The 16,882-nt window shown below is 72.1% G+C and carries 14 protein-coding genes and 1 pseudogene; 7 read left to right on the plus strand and 8 right to left on the minus strand.

Translation table 11 applies throughout. The annotated features are described in order from the left end of the window. Positions 1 to 16 precede the first annotated feature (16 nt). The 4 genes from C1708_RS26545 to C1708_RS26560 are packed head-to-tail and all read right to left on the minus strand — an operon-like array spanning position 17 to position 5,061. Positions 17 to 1,849, minus strand: coding sequence for a glycoside hydrolase family 35 protein (locus C1708_RS26545; protein ID WP_106415051.1), 1,833 nt, complete (start codon positions 1,847 to 1,849; stop codon positions 17 to 19). After that, complete coding sequence (locus C1708_RS26550) at positions 1,846 to 2,721, minus strand: carbohydrate ABC transporter permease (protein WP_106415052.1); 876 nt, start codon at positions 2,719 to 2,721, stop codon at positions 1,846 to 1,848. Before C1708_RS26550 ends, C1708_RS26545 begins: the two co-directional genes overlap by 4 nt. Beyond that, positions 2,718 to 3,704 carry a carbohydrate ABC transporter permease gene (locus C1708_RS26555; RefSeq protein ID WP_106415053.1) on the minus strand — a complete coding sequence of 329 codons (987 nt, stop codon included), beginning with the start codon at positions 3,702 to 3,704 and terminating at the stop codon, positions 2,718 to 2,720. The genes C1708_RS26550 and C1708_RS26555 overlap by 4 nt, the downstream gene beginning before the upstream one ends. Positions 3,705 to 3,762: 58 nt before the next feature. Then, on the minus strand, positions 3,763 to 5,061 hold the full coding sequence (locus C1708_RS26560) for an ABC transporter substrate-binding protein (RefSeq protein ID WP_106415054.1): 1,299 nt from the start codon (positions 5,059 to 5,061) through the stop codon (positions 3,763 to 3,765). 222 nt (positions 5,062 to 5,283) lie between these two features. Here C1708_RS26560 and C1708_RS26565 point away from each other — a divergent pair, with 222 nt between their 5' ends. The 6 genes from C1708_RS26565 to C1708_RS26590 all read left to right on the plus strand — a co-directional run bounded on the left by C1708_RS26565 (position 5,284) and on the right by C1708_RS26590 (position 11,659). Further along, positions 5,284 to 6,324 carry a LacI family DNA-binding transcriptional regulator gene (locus C1708_RS26565; protein ID WP_106415055.1) on the plus strand — a complete coding sequence of 347 codons (1,041 nt, stop codon included), beginning with the start codon at positions 5,284 to 5,286 and terminating at the stop codon, positions 6,322 to 6,324. 394 nt (positions 6,325 to 6,718) lie between these two features. Further along, positions 6,719 to 7,747: an N-acetyl-gamma-glutamyl-phosphate reductase gene (gene argC, locus C1708_RS26570; protein ID WP_106415056.1), complete on the plus strand. Its 1,029-nt coding sequence runs from the start codon at positions 6,719 to 6,721 to the stop codon at positions 7,745 to 7,747. An 88-nt stretch (positions 7,748 to 7,835) separates the two neighbouring features. After that, positions 7,836 to 8,987 carry a bifunctional glutamate N-acetyltransferase/amino-acid acetyltransferase ArgJ gene (argJ, locus tag C1708_RS26575; RefSeq protein WP_106415057.1) on the plus strand — a complete coding sequence of 384 codons (1,152 nt, stop codon included), beginning with the start codon at positions 7,836 to 7,838 and terminating at the stop codon, positions 8,985 to 8,987. Further along, the gene (gene argB / locus C1708_RS26580; RefSeq protein ID WP_106415058.1) at positions 8,984 to 9,886 is read left to right on the plus strand and encodes an acetylglutamate kinase; all 903 of its coding nucleotides are present in this window, start codon (positions 8,984 to 8,986) and stop codon (positions 9,884 to 9,886) included. Before argJ ends, argB begins: the two co-directional genes overlap by 4 nt. Then, on the plus strand, positions 9,883 to 11,088 hold the full coding sequence (locus tag C1708_RS26585) for an acetylornithine transaminase (protein ID WP_106415059.1): 1,206 nt from the start codon (positions 9,883 to 9,885) through the stop codon (positions 11,086 to 11,088). The genes argB and C1708_RS26585 overlap by 4 nt, the downstream gene beginning before the upstream one ends. A 7-nt stretch (positions 11,089 to 11,095) precedes the next feature. Further along, the gene (locus tag C1708_RS26590) at positions 11,096 to 11,659 is read left to right on the plus strand and encodes an arginine repressor (RefSeq protein WP_106415060.1); all 564 of its coding nucleotides are present in this window, start codon (positions 11,096 to 11,098) and stop codon (positions 11,657 to 11,659) included. A gap of 79 nt (positions 11,660 to 11,738) precedes the next feature. On the opposite strand, the gene C1708_RS26595 is transcribed toward C1708_RS26590, so the two are convergent. The 4 genes and pseudogenes from C1708_RS26595 to C1708_RS26610 form a co-directional block, all read right to left on the minus strand. Next, complete coding sequence (locus C1708_RS26595) at positions 11,739 to 12,476, minus strand: FAD:protein FMN transferase (protein ID WP_106416496.1); 738 nt, start codon at positions 12,474 to 12,476, stop codon at positions 11,739 to 11,741. A gap of 64 nt (positions 12,477 to 12,540) precedes the next feature. Continuing rightward, positions 12,541 to 12,975, minus strand: a pseudogene (locus C1708_RS26600) (FMN-binding protein); the annotation flags it as partial. Positions 12,976 to 13,028: 53 nt separating this feature from the next. Then, a complete protein-coding gene (locus C1708_RS26605; RefSeq protein ID WP_198602598.1) occupies positions 13,029 to 14,411 on the minus strand; it encodes a ferredoxin reductase family protein in 1,383 nt (460 codons plus the stop codon). Between the two features lie 274 nt (positions 14,412 to 14,685). Beyond that, positions 14,686 to 15,273, minus strand: coding sequence for a pyridoxamine 5'-phosphate oxidase family protein (locus C1708_RS26610; RefSeq protein ID WP_106416498.1), 588 nt, complete (start codon positions 15,271 to 15,273; stop codon positions 14,686 to 14,688). A 327-nt stretch (positions 15,274 to 15,600) separates the two neighbouring features. Between C1708_RS26610 and C1708_RS26615 the strand changes: the two genes are divergently transcribed. Next, positions 15,601 to 16,794, plus strand: coding sequence for an argininosuccinate synthase (locus C1708_RS26615; RefSeq protein WP_198602599.1), 1,194 nt, complete (start codon positions 15,601 to 15,603; stop codon positions 16,792 to 16,794). Positions 16,795 to 16,882: the final 88 nt, after the last annotated feature.

A 16,882-nucleotide genomic window follows, 5' to 3' on the forward strand; every position in this document is an offset into this window, starting at 1 on the left:
GCGGCCACCGCCGCGGTCAGTCGAAGGTCTCGACGTACTCCTGCGGCGGGCCGAGGTCGGGACGGTCGCGCAGGACGACGCGGTCGCCGAAGCGCTCGGTCTCCAGCACGGTGAGGACGTTCTCGCCGGCGTGCAGCAGCGGCCGGGGGAGGTAGAGCGTCCGCTGCGGGCCGATCTCCCAGTAGCGGCCCAGCAGGGTTCCGTTGACCCACAGGAACCCCTTGCCGAAGCCGGGCAGGGCGACGAAGGTGTCCGCGGGCTCGGCCACCTCCAGCCGGGCGTCGGCGAAGCCCGCCCGCCCCCCGGGTGCCGCGGCCGAGGCGGCCCGGGAGACGTCCTGCCGGGTCCACTCGTCCAGCGGCAGCCGGTACATGCTCCAGTTGTGCACCTGCCGGCGGTCCACGAGCACGCCGCCGAGGATGCCCTTCCCCTGGCCGAGCAGCGGGCCGTAGTTGATCCGGCCCTGGTTCTCCACCAGCAGTTCCAGCCGGACGCGTCGTCCGGCGCCGCGGACGGTGACCGAGGAGCTGTCGCCGTCCAGCACGGCCACGGGTTCACCGTCGACGAACAGCTGGGCACGATCGTGCAGGTCCCGCACGGACAGGCCGACGGGCCCCGGGGGGAGGAGCGGTTCGGCCGCGTACAGCACCAGTCCCGCGGCCTGCCCCAGCTCGCCGAAGCTCAGCGGTACCGGTGCGCGTACCGGCTCGGCGGTGGCGCGCAGTGCCTCCAGCAGGGCCGCACGCCGGGTCAGCTCCAGGGAGCGCGGCTCCAGCAGGGGCGGGTCCGCGGGAACGGGCCGGTCCGCCACGGTGGGGTCGACGGCGGCCAGCCGCTCCCGCACCGCGAAGAACTTCGGGGTGAGGGCCCCGTGTTCGGCGATCGGGGCGTCCGAGTCGTAGCTGGTGACGGTCGGCTGGATCCGCTCGCCGTCATGATTGGCGCCCGACCAGAGGCCGAAGTTGGTGCCTCCGTGCGCCATGTACAGACTCACCGAACCCCCCTCGGCGAGGATGCCGTCCAGGGCGTCCGCCGCGCTGCCGGCCGACCGGACGTGGTGGTGCTCCCCCCAGTGGTCGAACCAGCCGTTCCAGAACTCCGCGCAGAAGAAGGGCTCGCCCCGCCGTCGCTCCCGCAGCAGCGCCGCGGCCTGCGCGGGTCTGGAACCGAACGTGGCGGCGGCCAGTTCCCCGGCCAGGGAGCCGCCGTCCTGCATGAGCGCCGTCGGGCCGTCGGCGGTGTAGAGCAGCTCGGTGACGCCACGCTCGACCAGTGCGTCCCGCACCCAGCGGACGTAGGAGTGGTCGTCGCCGTAACTGCCGTACTCGTTCTCGATCTGCACGGCCACCACCGGTCCGTCCCGGCCGGCCTGGAGGGCGGCGATCCGGGGGATCAGCTCGTCGAACCAGCGCCCCACCGCGTCCAGGAAGGGCGGGTGGGAGGTGCGCAGCCGCATGCCGGGGGTGTCCGTGAGCCAGGCGGGCAGGCCGCCGTTGTCCCATTCCGCGCAGATGTAGGGGCCCGGTCGCACGATGACGTCCAGCCCCTCCTCCCGGGCGAGCCGGACGAAGCGCTCCAGGTCGCGCGGACCCTCGAAGTCCGCGTCGCCCGGAGTGCGCTCGTGGAAGTTCCAGGCCACGTAGGTGTCGACGGTGTTGAGTCCGAGGGCGGCCAGCCGCCGGAGCCGGTCGGTCCACTGGTCCGGATGGACCCGGAAGTAGTGCAGGGAGCCGGACAGGACGCGGTGCGGCCGTCCCTCCCGCAGCAGCGTTCCGTCCCGGAAGGTGAGGGCGGCCGGTCCGCCGCGGGGGGACGCGTGTCCCACGGTGCCGGGCTCCGATGCGGTCATTTCACGGCTCCCGCGGTCATGCCCGCGCGCCAGAACCGCTGCAGCGAGAGGAAGGCGAGCAGGAGGGGGACGAGGGACACGAGCGAGCCCACGACGACGAGCGCGGGCGGTACCGCGACATGGCTGGCGTTCCAGCCGACCAGGCCCACCGTGACGGGCTGCAGCCGGTCGTCGCCGAGGACCATCGAGGGCAGCAGGTAGTTGTTCCAGATCTCCACGAACTGGAACAGCAGGACGGTCACCAGAGCGGGCAGCATCATCCGCACCGAGAGGGAGCGGAAGATGCGGAACTCGCCCGCTCCGTCGATCCGGCCGGCTTCCAGCACCTCGTCCGGCACGCTCTGCGCGGCGAACACCCGGCAGAGGTAGACACCGAACGGGCTGACCATGCTCGGCAGCAGCACGGCCAGCGGGTTGTCCATCAGGCCCACGCCGGAGAACATCAGGTACAGCGGCAGGGTGAACAGCACCTTCGGGATGAGCACCGCCGCCAGCACCACCCCGAACAGCAGCCCGCGGCCCGGGAAGCGGTACTTGGCCAGGGCGTAGCCGGCCAGCGCCGAGAAGGCCGTGCCCAGCAGCGCTCCGATGCCGCAGTACAGCACGCTGTTGAGCATCCAGCGCCAGAAGATGCCGCCGTCATGGCTGCCGAGCCGCGCGACGTTGTCGAAGAGGCCGAAGCCGTCGAACCACAGGCCGGTGCCGGAGAACTGCTCGCCGAACGGCTTCGTGGCGGACACGAGCAGCCACCACAGGGGAAGCAGGAAGTAGAAGGCCGACAGGGCCAGCAGTGCCGTGACCGTGACCCGGCTCGGCACGCTCGCGTCGCGCCGCGAGCGGATCATGGGCGGTTTCGTGGTGGTCGCGCTCATTCCTGCTCCCCCCGGGCCGTGAACGTGAAGAAGACGAACGACACGACACCCACCAGCACGGCGAGGAGGACGGACTGGGCGGCCGCGTACGGGTAGTTGCCGGCGGCGATCGCGCTCTGCGCGGACATGATCGGGGTGAACGTGGAGGAGACCGCACCGTCGGAGACGGGCTGGAGCACCACCGGCTCGTTGTAGAGCTGGGCCGAGCCGATGATCGAGAAGACGGCGGTGAGCACGAGCGCGCCGCGCACCGCCGGCACCTTGATGCTCCAGGCGATGCGCACGGCCGAGGCGCCGTCCATCCTGGCGGCCTCCAGCACCTCCGCGGGAATCGACTGCAACGCCGCGTAGATGATGATCATGTTGTAGCCGGTCCAGCTCCAGGTGACGATGTTCGCCACCGACCACAGCACCAGATCACCGTCGAAGAACGGGATGCTGACGCCGGCCGGCTCCAGCATCCGGTTGATCGGGCTCGACTGCGGTGAGTACATGAACGACCAGATCAGCGCGGCGCTCACCCCGGGGACCGCGTAGGGGAGGAAGCTGGAGAGGCGGAAGAAGCCCTTGCCGCGCGCGGACCGGGAGTCGATCAGCAGGGCGAGGACGAGAGCCGCGCCCAGCATCAGGGGGACCTGGACCACACCGAACAGCGCGACCCGGCCGAGGGAGGAGAGGAACGCGCCGTCGTCGAACACCCGCAGGTAGTTCCCGAGCGGGTCGAACTCCTCGGTCGGCGCCGTCAGGCCGAGTCCCGACCGCTGGACGGTGTACAGGCTCTTGACCACGGCGTAGACGATCGGCGCGACGTACATGCCGAGGAACAGGACGATGAACGGGGCGCAGAACAGCAGGGGCCTCAGCGCCCCCGACCGGCTCCTCCGCGGGCCCCCGGGGACGGGGCGGGCACCGTCGGCGGGCGGCGGCCCGCCGGTGGAGCGTCTGCTGCTTCGGGTGTCCGCCGGAGCGGCGGCGTTGCTCACGGGGCTGTTCCTCACTGTGCGCGGTGGACCGGGCGGGCTCGTCGGTGCGGCGGGCCGGTCACCCGGCGACCTCCATGCCCTGCTTCTCCATCTCGCTCACCGTCGCCTGCTGCGCGGTCCTCAGGGCTCCGGCGAGCGTGCCCTTGCCCGCCCACGCCTTGCCGAGACCGTCGTTGAGGTCGGCCGAGGTCCTGGTCATCATCGGGCCCCAGGTCCAGGAGGAGTTGACGCGCGGGGCCGCCTCGGCGACGACGTCGTAGATCTTCTGTCCGCCGAAGTACTCGTCCGCCCCGCTCAGCTGGGGGAGGTCGAGCAGGTCCTTGGCCGCCGGGTAGAGCGCGGCCTTGTCGACGAGGTCACCGAACGCCTTCCGGTCGGTGCTGAGCCAGTGCGCGAACGTCCAGGCCGCCTCCGGCGCGTCGCAGCCGGCGAGGACGGCGGTGGCGGAACCCCCGGCGTTGCCGACCTGGTCGTCCCCCTCGGTCCACTGCGGCATGGGGGCCACCGCCCACTTGCCGGCCCCCTTCGCCGCGCCGCCCTTGATGACGCCGGCCTGCCACACCGCGCCCACGACGGTGGCGATGTCACCGTCGCCGAGACCGGTGTACCAGGCCTGGTCGTACATCGGGGCGTTGCTGACCAGGCCCTCGTCCACCAGCCCCTGCCAGTAGTCGGCGACCTTCCGGTTGGCCTTCGAGGCCATGGTCACCTGCCAGGCGTCGTCCTTGATCCCGAACCAGCCGGCGTCCGCCTGCCAGGCGAGGCCCGCGTAGTCGTAGTCCATGTACGGCGACGTGATGTACCGCTCGGGACCGGAGGCGTGGATCTTCCTGGCCGCCTCCTCGTACTCGGCCCACGTGGCCGGCGGCGCGAGGTCGAGCGAGTCGAAGACCTCCTTGTTGTAGAACATCACCATCGGTCCGGTGTCCACGGGCGCTCCGTAGACCTGGTCGCCGAGGGTCACCGACTTCCAGGCCGCTTCCTGGAAGTCGCCCTCGGCCCCGGAGGCGTGCTCGGCGACGTCCAGCAGGGCCCCCTGGGCGGCGAAACTGGGAAGCGTCTCGTAACCGACCTGGGCCAGGCAGGGGGCGTTGCCCGCCGTGACGGCGTTCAGCATCTTCTGGTAGCCGCCCTTGGCTCCCGGCTGCACCGACTGGTACGTGACCTTGATGTCCGGGTGACTCCGGTTGAACGCCTCGACCGCGTCCTCGTAACCCGGGGCCCAGCCCCAGAATGTTATCGATGCCTTGCCGGACGAGGAGGCCGGGTCCGAGTCCGATCCGCCGCATGCGGTGGCCGTCAGGGCCAGGGTCAGGGTGCCGATGATTCCGGCGGACCGGGTGATTGATCTCTTCATGACTCCTCTTCCAGGGAGGTGAGGCAAGGGAAGGTCGTCACGCGTCCGTGGCGCAGGCGGCGCGCGGTGCTATGCGAAGTGACCGTCGACGGCTCGAACTATGGCAGAAGTTGTTATCGATGCCAACGGTTCACAGGCAAGAAACCGGCGAAGGCTGCACGCACAACGCCGACCGATTCTGTGAGCGATATCATCGAGGGCCACGGTCACGAGGAAGGACCCATGGTGAAGCAGAGTGCCGACGCGAAGCGGCCACCCGGGATGGCGGACGTGGCGCGAGCCGCCGGAGTGTCCGCGCAGACGGTGTCCCGAGTGCTCTCGGGCCATCCGAACGTCCAGGAGCACACGCGTGCCAAGGTCATGGCCGCCGTGGAGGAGCTGGGGTACCGGCGCAACAACGCCGCCCGGGTGCTGTCCTCGGGCCGCAGCCGCACCATCGGCGTGGTGACGCTGCGCACCCACTACTACTCGGGCGGGCTCGTCACCTCGGGCATCGAGAACGCGGCCAGGGCGGCCGGGTACACCGTCAACGCCGTCACGACCTCCTCGCTCGACACGTCCGCCATCGAGGACGCGCTGTCCCGGCTGGCCGACCAGGACGTCGAGGGCGTCGTCCTGGCCGTGCCGCTCATCCACACCAGCCGCCGGATCGAGCAGCTGACCGAGTCGGTCCCCACCGTCACGATCGACGGGTCCCGCACCTCCGCGACCGAGGTGGTGGCCGTCGACCAGGCGCTCGCCGCGCGTCTGGCCACACAGCACCTGCTCGACCTCGGGCACGACTCGGTGTGGCACGTGACCGGTCCCGAGGAGTGGCTGGAGGCCGCCAGCAGGCGTGACGGCTGGCGCGACACCCTCGAGGAGGCCGGCCGCCCCGTGCCTCCCGCGCTGGAAGGCGACTGGTCTCCCGCGTCCGGGTACCGCAACGGTCTCGTTCTGGGGCGCATCCCCGACGTGACCGCCGTCTTCGTCGCCAGCGACGAAATGGCCTTCGGAGTGATCAAGGCGCTGCACGAGACGGGCCGGCGGGTCCCCGAGGACATCTCGGTGGTGGGCGTGGACAACATCGAACTCGCCGAGTACAGCTGGCCGCCGCTCACCACCGTGGCGCAGCCGTTCGCGGAGATGGGGGCGCTGGCGGTGACACACCTGCTGCGGGCCATCGCGGCTCCGGGCGCCCTGTCGGAACCGAAGTCGGTGGAGCCGCGCCTCGTCGTCCGGTCGAGCACCGCGCCGCCCCGCGACTCCGGCGGCGCCCGCTGACCCCTGCGGTGCGGCCGTTCATGGAGAGGAGGCGTCCCCTCGTCCCGTTCCGGCCCTCCGGGAGCAGGGCCGCGGCGGGGGCGCCCAGGCTTCCCGTACGGCACGACGAGCGCATGCGCACGGCGTCCGCGCGACCGCGTGGGGCCCGCTCCCCGACGTGCCCACCCGAGTGCGGCACGTCTCCGGACCACCGGGCGGCGGGCTCCCCGTACGACGTCGTGGGGGACCGCCCGGCCGACGACGGGGCGGCCGTCCCCCGGTGCTCCGTCCCGCCCCGCCCGCGCCCGCCCCCGCCGGCTCGGCTGCCCGGCCCCCTCCTCCCCGCCCCCGGCACCCCGTTGCATAAACGTGCAGGGAAACGTATAGTCATGCCATCCAGGAGGAGGGTTTTTCCATGGCGGTACGTGCGGCGGTGGCCGGAGCGAGCGGGTACGCGGGCGGTGAGCTGCTGCGTCTGCTCCTGACCCACCCCGGGGTCGAGATCGGCGCCCTGACCGGGAACTCCAACGCCGGACAGCGCCTCGGTGCGCTCCAGCCGCATCTGGCGCCGCTGGCCGACCGGGTGCTGGAGCCGACCGCCCCCGAGGCGCTCGCCGGGCACGACGTCGTCTTCCTCGCGCTGCCGCACGGCCGGTCCGCCGCCGTCGCCGAGCAGCTCGGCGACGAGGTGCTGGTGATCGACATGGGCGCCGACTTCCGGTTGGAGGACGCCGCCGACTGGGAGACCTTCTACGGTTCCCCGCACGCCGGCACCTGGCCCTACGGCCTGCCCGAACTGCCGGGTGCCCGCGCCGCGCTGGAGGGGTCCAAGCGCGTCGCGGTGCCCGGTTGCTACCCCACCGCCGTCTCCCTCGCCCTGTTCCCGGCCTACGCCGCGGGACTCGCCGAGGCCGAGGCCGTGGTCGTCGCCGCGTCCGGCACCTCCGGCGCGGGCAAGGCGGCCAAGCCGCACCTGCTGGGCAGCGAGGTCATGGGCTCCATGTCGCCGTACGGCGTGGGCGGCGGGCACCGGCACACCCCCGAGATGATCCAGAACCTCAGCGCGGCGGCCGGCGAGCGCGTCACCGTCTCCTTCACGCCCACCCTGGCGCCGATGCCCCGCGGCATCCTCGCCACCTGCTCCGCGAAGGCCAGGCCCGGCGTCACCGCCGAGTCCGTGCGCGCCGCCTACGAGAAGGCGTTCGCCGACGAACCGTTCGTGCGCCTCCTCCCCGAGGGACAGTGGCCCGCCACCGCCTCCGTGTACGGCTCCAACGCCGTGCAGGTGCAGGTGGCCCACGACGCCGCCGCCGGCCGGGTCGTCGCGATCAGCGCCATCGACAACCTCACCAAGGGCACCGCGGGCGGTGCCGTCCAGAGCATGAACATCGCCCTGGGTCTCGACGAGACCACCGGGCTGACGACGATCGGAGTTGCGCCGTGAGCGACGCACGTGCAGCCGCCGGGCCGCAGACGATCACGATGCCCGCACCTCTGCGCTGCACGGGCGGAGAAGCGAACGAGGAGACACAGTGAGTGTGACGGCAGCAAAGGGATTCACGGCGGCGGGCATCGCCGCCGGGATCAAGGAGAACGGCAACCCCGACCTGGCCCTCGTGGTCAACAACGGCCCCCGGCGCGCCGCCGCCGGCGTCTTCACCTCCAACCGCGTCAAGGCCGCGCCCGTGCTCTGGTCCGAACAGGTCCTCAAGAGCGGGCAGCTGTCCGCGGTCGTCCTCAACTCCGGCGGCGCCAACGCCTGCACCGGACCCAAGGGTTTCCAGGACACCCACGCCACCGCCGAGAAGGCCGCCGAGCTGCTGGGCGTCGGCGCGGGCGAGGTGGCCGTCTGCTCCACCGGCCTCATCGGCGTCCTGCTGCCCATGGACAAGCTGCTCCCGGGCGTCGGGGCCGCCGTCGCCCAGCTCTCGGAGCACGGCGGCGAGAAGGCCGCCATCGCCATCAAGACCACGGACACCGTCCACAAGACGTCCGTCGTGTCCGGGGGAGGCTGGACCGTCGGCGGCATGGCCAAGGGCGCGGGCATGCTCGCCCCCGGCCTCGCCACCATGCTCGTCGTCCTCACCACCGACGCCGACGTCGACAGCGAGACCCTGGACCGGGCGCTCCGCGCCGCCACCCGGGTCACCTTCGACCGCGTCGACTCCGACGGCTGCATGTCCACCAACGACACCGTGCTGCTGCTCGCCTCCGGCGCCTCCGGCGTCACCCCGGAGCACGACGACTTCGCCGAGGCCGTACGGGCCGTCTGCGACGACCTCGGCCAGCAGCTCATCCGCGACGCCGAGGGCGCCAGCAAGGACATCAAGGTCGAGGTGGTGGGCGCCGCGACCGAGGACGACGCCGTCGAGGTGGGCCGTTCCATCGCCCGCAACAACCTCCTGAAGTGCGCCATCCACGGCGAGGACCCCAACTGGGGCCGCGTCCTCTCCGCCATCGGCACCACGAAGGCCGCCTTCGAGCCCGACCGGCTCAACGTCGCCATCAACGGCGTCTGGGTGTGCAAGAACGGCGGCGTCGGCGAGGACCGCGACCAGGTCGACATGCGCTACCGCGAGGTGCACATCGTCGCCGACCTGGCCGCCGGCGACGCCACCGCCACCATCTGGACCAACGACCTCACCGCCGACTACGTCCACGAGAACAGCGCCTATTCCTCATGACCGTCACCCGTAAGCACACCGCGCTGCCCAAGGCGCAGATCCTCATCGAGGCGCTGCCCTGGCTGACCCGGCACCACGGCAGGACCGTCGTCATCAAGTTCGGCGGCAACGCCATGGTCGACGAGGACCTGAAGGCCGCGTTCGCCCAGGACGTCGTCTTCCTGCGGCACGCCGGGCTGAAACCCGTCGTCGTGCACGGCGGCGGCCCGCAGATCAGCCGCGCGCTCGAGACCCACGGCATCGTCAGCGAGTTCAAGGCCGGCCTGCGCGTCACCACCGAGGACGCCATGGACGTCGTGCGGATGGTGCTCGCCGGACAGGTCCAGCGGGAGCTGGTCGGACTGCTCAACCGGCACGGCCCGCTCGCCGTCGGCCTCACCGGCGAGGACGCGCACACCCTCACCGCCACCAAGCACCGGCCCCGGATCGACGGAGAAGCGGTCGACATCGGGCGGGTGGGCGAGATCACCGAGATCGACACGGGCGCGATCGAGGCCCTGCTCGCCGACGGCCGCATACCGGTCGTCTCGTCGATCGCCCGCAGCCAGGACGACCACCATGTCTACAACGTCAATGCTGATACGGCGGCTGCGGCACTCGCTGCTGCTCTGGGCGCCGAAACCCTCATGGTCCTCACGGACGTCGAAGGCCTCTACGAGGACTGGCCCCACAGCGACGAGGTGATCAGCCGTCTCACCGCGTCCCAGCTCGAGAAGCTCCTGCCGGAGCTGTCCTCGGGCATGGTGCCCAAGATGGAGGGCTGCCTGCACGCCGTGCGCAACGGCGTGACCACCGCCCGCGTCATCGACGGCCGGGTCCAGCACTCGATCCTGCTGGAGATCTTCACGGACGAGGGCATCGGCACCATGGTCGTGCCCGACGAACAGGGGGAGTCGTGAGCAACGCGGAACTGACCGCCCGCTGGCAGGGCGCGCTGATGAACAACTACGGCACGCCCCGCCTCCCCCTCGTGCGCGGCGAGGGCCAGCGGCTCTGGGACGCCGACGGCACGGAGTACCTCGACTTCGTCGGGGGCATCGCGACCAACGCCCTCGGCCACGCCCACCCGGCGGTCGTCGAGGCCGTCACCCGGCAGATCTCCTCCCTCGGCCACATCTCCAACCTCTTCCTCGCCGAGCCCACCGTGGCCCTGGCCGAGCGGCTGCTGCAGCTCTTCGGCCGGGACGGCAGGGTCTTCTTCTGCAACTCCGGGGCCGAGGCCAACGAGGCCGCCTTCAAGATCGGCCGGCTCACCGGCCGCACCCGCGTCGTCGCGACGGAGGGCGCCTTCCACGGCCGCACCATGGGCGCCCTCGCGCTCACCGGGCAGGCCGGCAAGCGGGAGCCGTTCCTGCCGCTGCCCGGCGACGTCACCCACGTGCCGTTCGGGGACGCCCAGGCGCTGGACGCGGCCGTCACCGAGGACACGGCCCTGGTCATCCTCGAACCCGTCCAGGGCGAACTGGGCGTCGTGGTCCCGCCCACCGGCTACCTCAAGGCGGCCCGCGCCATCACGGCCGCCAAGGGCGCGCTGCTCGTGCTCGACGAGGTGCAGACCGGCGTGGGCCGGACCGGCGACTGGTTCGCGTACCAGGCCCACGAGGGCGTGCTGCCGGACGTCGTCACCCTCGCCAAGCAGCTCGGCGGCGGACTGCCGCTCGGCGCCACCGTCGCCTTCGGCCGCGCGGCCCAGCTGCTCCAGCCCGGCCACCACGGCACGACGTTCGGCGGCAACCCGGTCGCCTGCGCCGCCGGACTCGCGGTGCTCGACACCATCGCCGGCGAGGGACTGCTGGAGAACGCCAAGCGCCAGGGCGAGAAGCTCCGCCAGGGGATCGAGGGCCTCGGGCACGCCTTGATCGACCACGTCCGGGGAGCGGGCCTGCTCCTGGGTATCGTGCTCACCGAGCCGCTCGCGCCCCAGGCGCAACAGGCGGCTCAGGACGCCGGGTTCCTCGTGAACGCCGCCGCCCCCGACGTCGTACGGCTGATGCCGCCGCTGAACCTCGGGGACGACGCGGTGGCCGCGTTCCTCGGGGCGCTGCCCGGCATCCTGGACGCCGCCGGACGCGCGGACGGGGAAGGACGAGCCGGGGAATGAGACGACGATGAGCCAGCAGGACCAGGGGCGTACGGCCGGACAGGCGGAGCAGGGCGGTCAGGCCGGGCCCGCCGTGCCGCAGACCCGTACCGCGCGCCACCGCCGGATCGTGGACATCCTCAACCGGCAGCCGGTGCGGTCCCAGAGCCAGCTCGCGAAGCTGCTCGCCGACGACGGGCTGAGCGTCACCCAGGCGACGCTCTCCCGCGACCTCGACGAGCTGAACGCGGTGAAGATCCGCAACAACGACGGGGACCTGATCTACGCGGTGCCGAGCGAGGGGGGTTTTCGCACGCCGCGCGCGCCCTTGGGGGAGTCCGCCAAGGAGGAGCGGATGCGGCGGCTCTCGCAGGAGCTGCTGATCTCCGCGGAGGCTTCCGCGAACCTGGTCGTGCTGCGGACGCCTCCGGGGGCCGCGCAGTTCCTCGCGTCCGCGATCGACCAGGCCGAGCTGCACGACATCCTCGGCACCATCGCCGGGGACGACACGTTGTTGCTGATCAGCAGGGAACCCACGGGTGGGCAGGCGCTCGCCGACCACATGCTGCGGCTGGCTCAGAACGGGCAGTGAGGGGACGCTTCGGTCCGCTGCCGGGCGCGGGTCCGCGGGGACCGGTCGCGCGGTTCCCGCGCCCCTCGCGGGGCGCTGGTCAGCCCAGCCAGTCGGCGAGGTTGCCGGTGCAGCGGACCTCGTCGCCCGCGGTGATCAGGAGGCCCTCCGTGTCGGGCAGGGAGTCCAGCCAGCGCAGGCCCTCCTTGGAACCCATCGCGAAGGCCGCCGTGGCCCAGCAGTCCGCCCAGGTCAGACGGGGGGCGACCACCGTCACCGCGACCAGGTCGGTCACCGCGGAGCGGCCCGTGCGCGGGTCCACGATGTGGGCGCCGCGCTCCGCGGTCCCGGACGTCGCCACCGCCAGCTCCCGCGCCCCGGCCGCGGAGACCACCGCGGCGAGGCCGCCCGGACGCAGCGGATCCGCCACCCCGACCCGCCAGGGCCGGCCCGCACCGGGCGAGCCGAGCAGCTGGACGTCGCCGCCGCCGTTGACGCTCACCCCCGAGGCCCCCGCCGCCAGGAGCTGCCGCGCCGCGCGCTCGGTGGCCCAGCCCTTGACGATCCCGGTCGGGTCGAGCCGCCCCCGGTACCGCGTGCTGAACCAGCCCTCGCTGGTCCGTTCCGCCTCCGCGGCCAGCTCCAGCACCTCGGCGACCTCGGGACCGCAGGCGCCGGCGTCCAGCTCACCGCGCGCCAGCCGGGAGATCCGGCTGTCCTCGCGGTAGGTGCTGAAGACCTCGTCGACCCGGCGCAGTCCGGCCGCGGCCGCCTCCAGCGCCGCGCGTACCGCGCCGGGTTCCCCGCCGCGGACGTCGAGGGAGAAGACGGTCCCCATCGTCTCCACCACCTGACGCACCGCGGCGGGCGCCTCCACGGGTTCCGTCACCGCGTCAGCCACCGGCCTTGTCCAGGGCCGACTGGAGGGACTCCTGGTAACCGGCGCTGGTGTACGTGGCGCCCGACACGGCGTCGATGTCCGCGCTGCCGGCCGCCACCGCCGCCTGGTTGAGCTCGGGCACGGCGGTGGAGGTGATCTGGTCGCTCCGGCCGCCCTGGGGGGTCTGGACGGCTTCGGCCCGGGTGATCCTGCCGCCGCTGACGGTGATCCGCACCTGCACCGGACCGTACTGGGTCCGCACCGCGTCGCCGGTGACCGTGCCGTCCCCGATGGGCCGGGCGCCGCCCTGCACGGACTCCGCCGTGGGCGGGGCGCCGCCCGCCGCCGCGGCCGACCCCGGGTCGGACGCGGGTTTCAGCGACAGCAGCAGCACGATCCCGGAGACGGTGGCGGCGGTCGCCAGAACGGCACGCCGGACGGGGTGACTCTTCCTCATCGCTTCTCAGGCTCCTGACGGGTAACGGGCGACCGGGGCCGATGGCCCGCCGCTCACATCTCGAACGACTCGTGGTGGATACGGCGCGCGGGGACCCCCGCGTCGCGCAGGGCCGCGTACACCTGCTGGGCGAATCCGGGCGGCCCGCACATGAAGACGTCGTGACGGTCGATGTCCGGGATCTTGCGCCGCAGGCTCTCCGCCGAGATGTCCGGACGCTCCCCGCCGGGGCTGTTCACCGCGTACATCAGCCGGGCGCCCCGCTCGTCGGCGATCTTCGCCAGCTCGCCCCACAGCGCCAGGTCCTGCGTGCTGTTGGCCCGGTACAGCAGGGTGATGTCCCCGGAGGCGCCGGGCAGCGTCTCGAACAGGGCGCGCATCGGGGTGATGCCCACCCCGCCCGCGACCAGCAGCACCTTGCCGCGGCTGCGGCGCTGCGCGGTCAGCGCCCCGTACGGGCCCTCCGCCCACACCCGGGTGCCGGGCTCCAGCTCGCGCAGCCGGGAGCTGTGGTCGCCGATCGCCTTGACGGTGATCCGCAGCATGTCCGGACGGGGCGCCGCGGACAGCGAGTACGGGTGGGAGCTGAACCGCATCCCGGGCGCCAGGAACCGCCAGCGGAAGAACTGCCCGGCCTCCGCGCCCATCCGGTGCAGCCTGCGCCCGCCGATCAGCACCGACACGACGCCCGGCGTCTCCTCGACGACCGCCTGGACCCGCATCCGGTGCCGCAGGTTCAGCCGGATCGGGGTGATGATCCGATACCACAGGACCAGCACGGTCACGGCGCCGTAGAGCCCGTACCAGAAGGTCTTCGCGGACGGGGTGACGGCGAACTCGTTGCCGGTGGTGATCTGGTGCCAGAACGTCAGGAACACCGCCGCGTACGTCAGCAGGTGCACGTGGTACCAGCCGTCGTACGGCAGCCGGCGCCGGACCGGGCCGGCCGACAGCAGGGCGATCACGAACAGCAGACCGGTGCCGAGGGCGGCCTTGCCCATGTCCGGCAGCGTGTCGACGGAGGTGATCGTCTGCGTCACGATGCCGGTGAGGGTCCGGCCGGCCTGCCGGGCGTAGCCCCACATGATCAGGAAGACGTGGGCGATCACCAGGCTGACGGTGTAGCGGCCGCTCATCGCGTGCCAGCGGGCGACCCGGTCCGAGCCCACCCGCCGTTCCAGTGCGGGCACCCGTGCCATCTGCAGCACGACCAGGGCCATCAGGTACCCGGCGAGCAGGCCGGTGATCCGGCCGGCGGCGATGATCCTCCCGGTGGTGTCCGCGATGGACGGTGTGCTGGTCCACCACAGCCACAGCACGGCCACCGCGCCCGCGGCCACGGCGAGCAGCAGCGGCACGGCGGGGGAGCGGCGCGGACGGATGCGGCGCATCGTCTGGCGGCGGGCGGCACGGCCGCCGGCGAGCGTGGTGGTCACGGTTCCTCCGTGGGACTCGGCCCTTGGCCCTCACATACGTGCCGCCACGCCGAGGTGTTCAGCGGGAACCGTGGATTCGCCGCCCGTTTCGGCGGCGGGTGGTCGCGGCACGCCCGCCGGTCGCGCCGATCGCGAGGTGCGGGGCCGGCCCGGCGCGGGATCTTCCGCGTCGCGCTCTTCGGCACGGACACGCACCGGGCGGTGGTGGGTGAAGTCCGCCACCAGGGCATGGGCGTACCGCGCGGTGGGTGATCAGGCGCGCGGCCCGGCCGGCTCACATGCCGGACGGGGGCAGCGGCAGCGGCAGCCCGGGAAGCCCGTCCAGGCTGGTCGCGACGTGCTCCTTCCTGGTGAAGTACGCGTCGAGGGAGGCGTCGTCCTCCCTGGCGAACCGCTTCTCGTGCAGGTCCCGTTCGCCCTCGTACGCCAGGAAGGGCACGGCGTACCCGCAGGTGTCGCGGATCAGCTCGGCCCGCACGACGACGATCGCGCGCAGGCCGTGGGCCCACGGGTCGATGGTGGGGAAGCGGGCGAGCAGTTCCGTGAACCGCGGGTCGTCACGGAACACGGGCTCCCCGCGGCCGTGCACGCGCACGATGGCCGGCGGCCCCTGGAAGGCGCACCACATCAGGGTGATCCGGCCGTTCTCGCGGAGGTGGGCGATGGTCTCGGCGTTGGATCCCGCGAAGTCGAGGTAGGCGACGGTGAGGTCGTCGAGGACCGCGAAGGATCCCTTGAGCCCCTTGGGGGAGAGGTTGACCGTGCCGTCGGCGGACAGGGGGGCCGTGGCGGTGAAGAAGACGGGCTGCTCCTCGATGAAGGTGCGGAGCCGCCCGTCGATGCGCTCATACGTTTTTCCCATGTCCACCGATTATCCGGGCAGATCTTTCGCCTGTCTAAGCATTTGACGACCCTCGGCCCGAGGAGCGGAGGAGTGGAGGAGCGGAGGAGCGGAGGGGCGGGGGGCGGAGGGCGGAAAGGGCTGTGGCCGCCCCGGCCGGCGCGTACGCGGGGCGGCCACAGCGTCTGTGTTCGGTGAGTCATACGCGCCGGCGGTCTCCCGCGTTCACCTTCCGCGCGGAAGGGCCGTCGCGGAGTCCAGGCGGCCCCCGCGAACAGGCGGATTGACGAATCATGCGGACTACTGCATACTCATGCATGTCAGCGAATGCACTGTGAGGAGAAACCCGTGACCGAGCGCGTCGTACTCGCCTACTCAGGCGGTCTGGACACCTCCGTCGCCATCGGCTGGATCGCCGAGGAGACGGGCGCCGAGGTCATCGCCGTTGCGGTCGACGTCGGCCAGGGTGGCGAGGACCTGGACGTCATCCGCAAGCGCGCGCTCGCCTGCGGTGCCGTCGAGGCCGAGGTCGCGGACGCGAAGGACGAGTTCGCCGAGGAGTACTGCCTCCCGGCGATCAAGGCCAACGCCCTCTACATGGACCGCTACCCGCTGGTCTCCGCGCTGTCCCGGCCGACGATCGTCAAGCACCTCGTCGCCGCCGCCCAGAAGCACGGCGCCACCACCGTCGCCCACGGCTGCACCGGCAAGGGCAACGACCAGGTCCGCTTCGAGGCCGGCATCGTCGCCCTCGCCCCCGACCTGAAGTGCATCGCCCCGGTCCGCGACTACGCGATGACCCGCGACAAGGCCATCGCCTTCTGCGAGGCCAAGGACCTGCCGATCGCCACCACCAAGAAGTCCCCGTACTCCATCGACCAGAACGTCTTCGGGCGCGCCGTCGAGACCGGCTTCCTCGAGGACATCTGGAACGCGCCCATCGAGGACGTCTACGAGTACACCCAGAACCCGGCCGTGACCCGGGAGCCCGACGAGGTGATCATCACCTTCAAGGAGGGCGTCCCGGTCGCCGTCGACGGCAGGCCCGTCACCGTCCTGCAGGCGATCCAGCAGCTCAACGAGCGCGCCGGCGCCCAGGGCGTGGGCCGGATCGACATGGTCGAGGACCGCCTCGTCGGCATCAAGTCCCGCGAGGTCTACGAGGCCCCCGGCGCGATCGCCCTGATCACCGCCCACCAGGAGCTGGAGAACGTCACGGTCGAGCGCGAGCTGGCCCGCTACAAGCGGCAGGTCGAGCAGCGCTGGGGCGAGCTGGTCTACGACGGCCAGTGGTTCTCCCCGCTGAAGCGCGCCCTCGACGGCTTCATCGCCGAGGCCAACCAGCACGTCAACGGCGACATCCGGATGACCCTGCACGGCGGCCGCGCCGTCGTCACCGGCCGGCGCTCGGAGTCGTCGCTGTACGACTTCAACCTGGCCACCTACGACACCGGCGACACCTTCGACCAGGCCGCGGCCAAGGGCTTCATCGACATCTACAGCCTGTCGTCGAAGATCGCGGCCAAGCGCGACCTCGCCTGAGCGCGCGGCGCCTGACGACCCCTCACACGCACTGGCCCGACAGCCGCCTCCCCGCACGCCCGTGGGGAGGCGGCGCCACATCCGGAAC

The sequence above is a fragment of the Streptomyces sp. DH-12 genome (assembly GCF_002899455.1).
Classification (GTDB): Bacteria; Actinomycetota; Actinomycetes; order Streptomycetales; family Streptomycetaceae; genus Streptomyces.

Bases quoted from the DNA above. Each gene is read 5' to 3' on its own strand.
- C1708_RS26545 (WP_106415051.1), bottom strand. From the start codon at position 1,849: ATGACCGCATCGGAGCCCGGCACCGTGGGACACGCGTCCCCCCGCGGC.
- C1708_RS26550 (WP_106415052.1), bottom strand. From the start codon at position 2,721: ATGAGCGCGACCACCACGAAACCGCCCATGATCCGCTCGCGGCGCGAC.
- C1708_RS26560 (WP_106415054.1), bottom strand. From the start codon at position 5,061: ATGAAGAGATCAATCACCCGGTCCGCCGGAATCATCGGCACCCTGACC.
- C1708_RS26565 (WP_106415055.1), top strand. From the start codon at position 5,284: ATGGTGAAGCAGAGTGCCGACGCGAAGCGGCCACCCGGGATGGCGGAC.
- argC (WP_106415056.1), top strand. From the start codon at position 6,719: ATGGCGGTACGTGCGGCGGTGGCCGGAGCGAGCGGGTACGCGGGCGGT.
- argB (WP_106415058.1), top strand. From the start codon at position 8,984: ATGACCGTCACCCGTAAGCACACCGCGCTGCCCAAGGCGCAGATCCTC.
- C1708_RS26590 (WP_106415060.1), top strand. From the start codon at position 11,096: ATGAGCCAGCAGGACCAGGGGCGTACGGCCGGACAGGCGGAGCAGGGC.
- C1708_RS26595 (WP_106416496.1), bottom strand. From the start codon at position 12,476: ATGGGGACCGTCTTCTCCCTCGACGTCCGCGGCGGGGAACCCGGCGCG.
- C1708_RS26610 (WP_106416498.1), bottom strand. From the start codon at position 15,273: ATGGGAAAAACGTATGAGCGCATCGACGGGCGGCTCCGCACCTTCATC.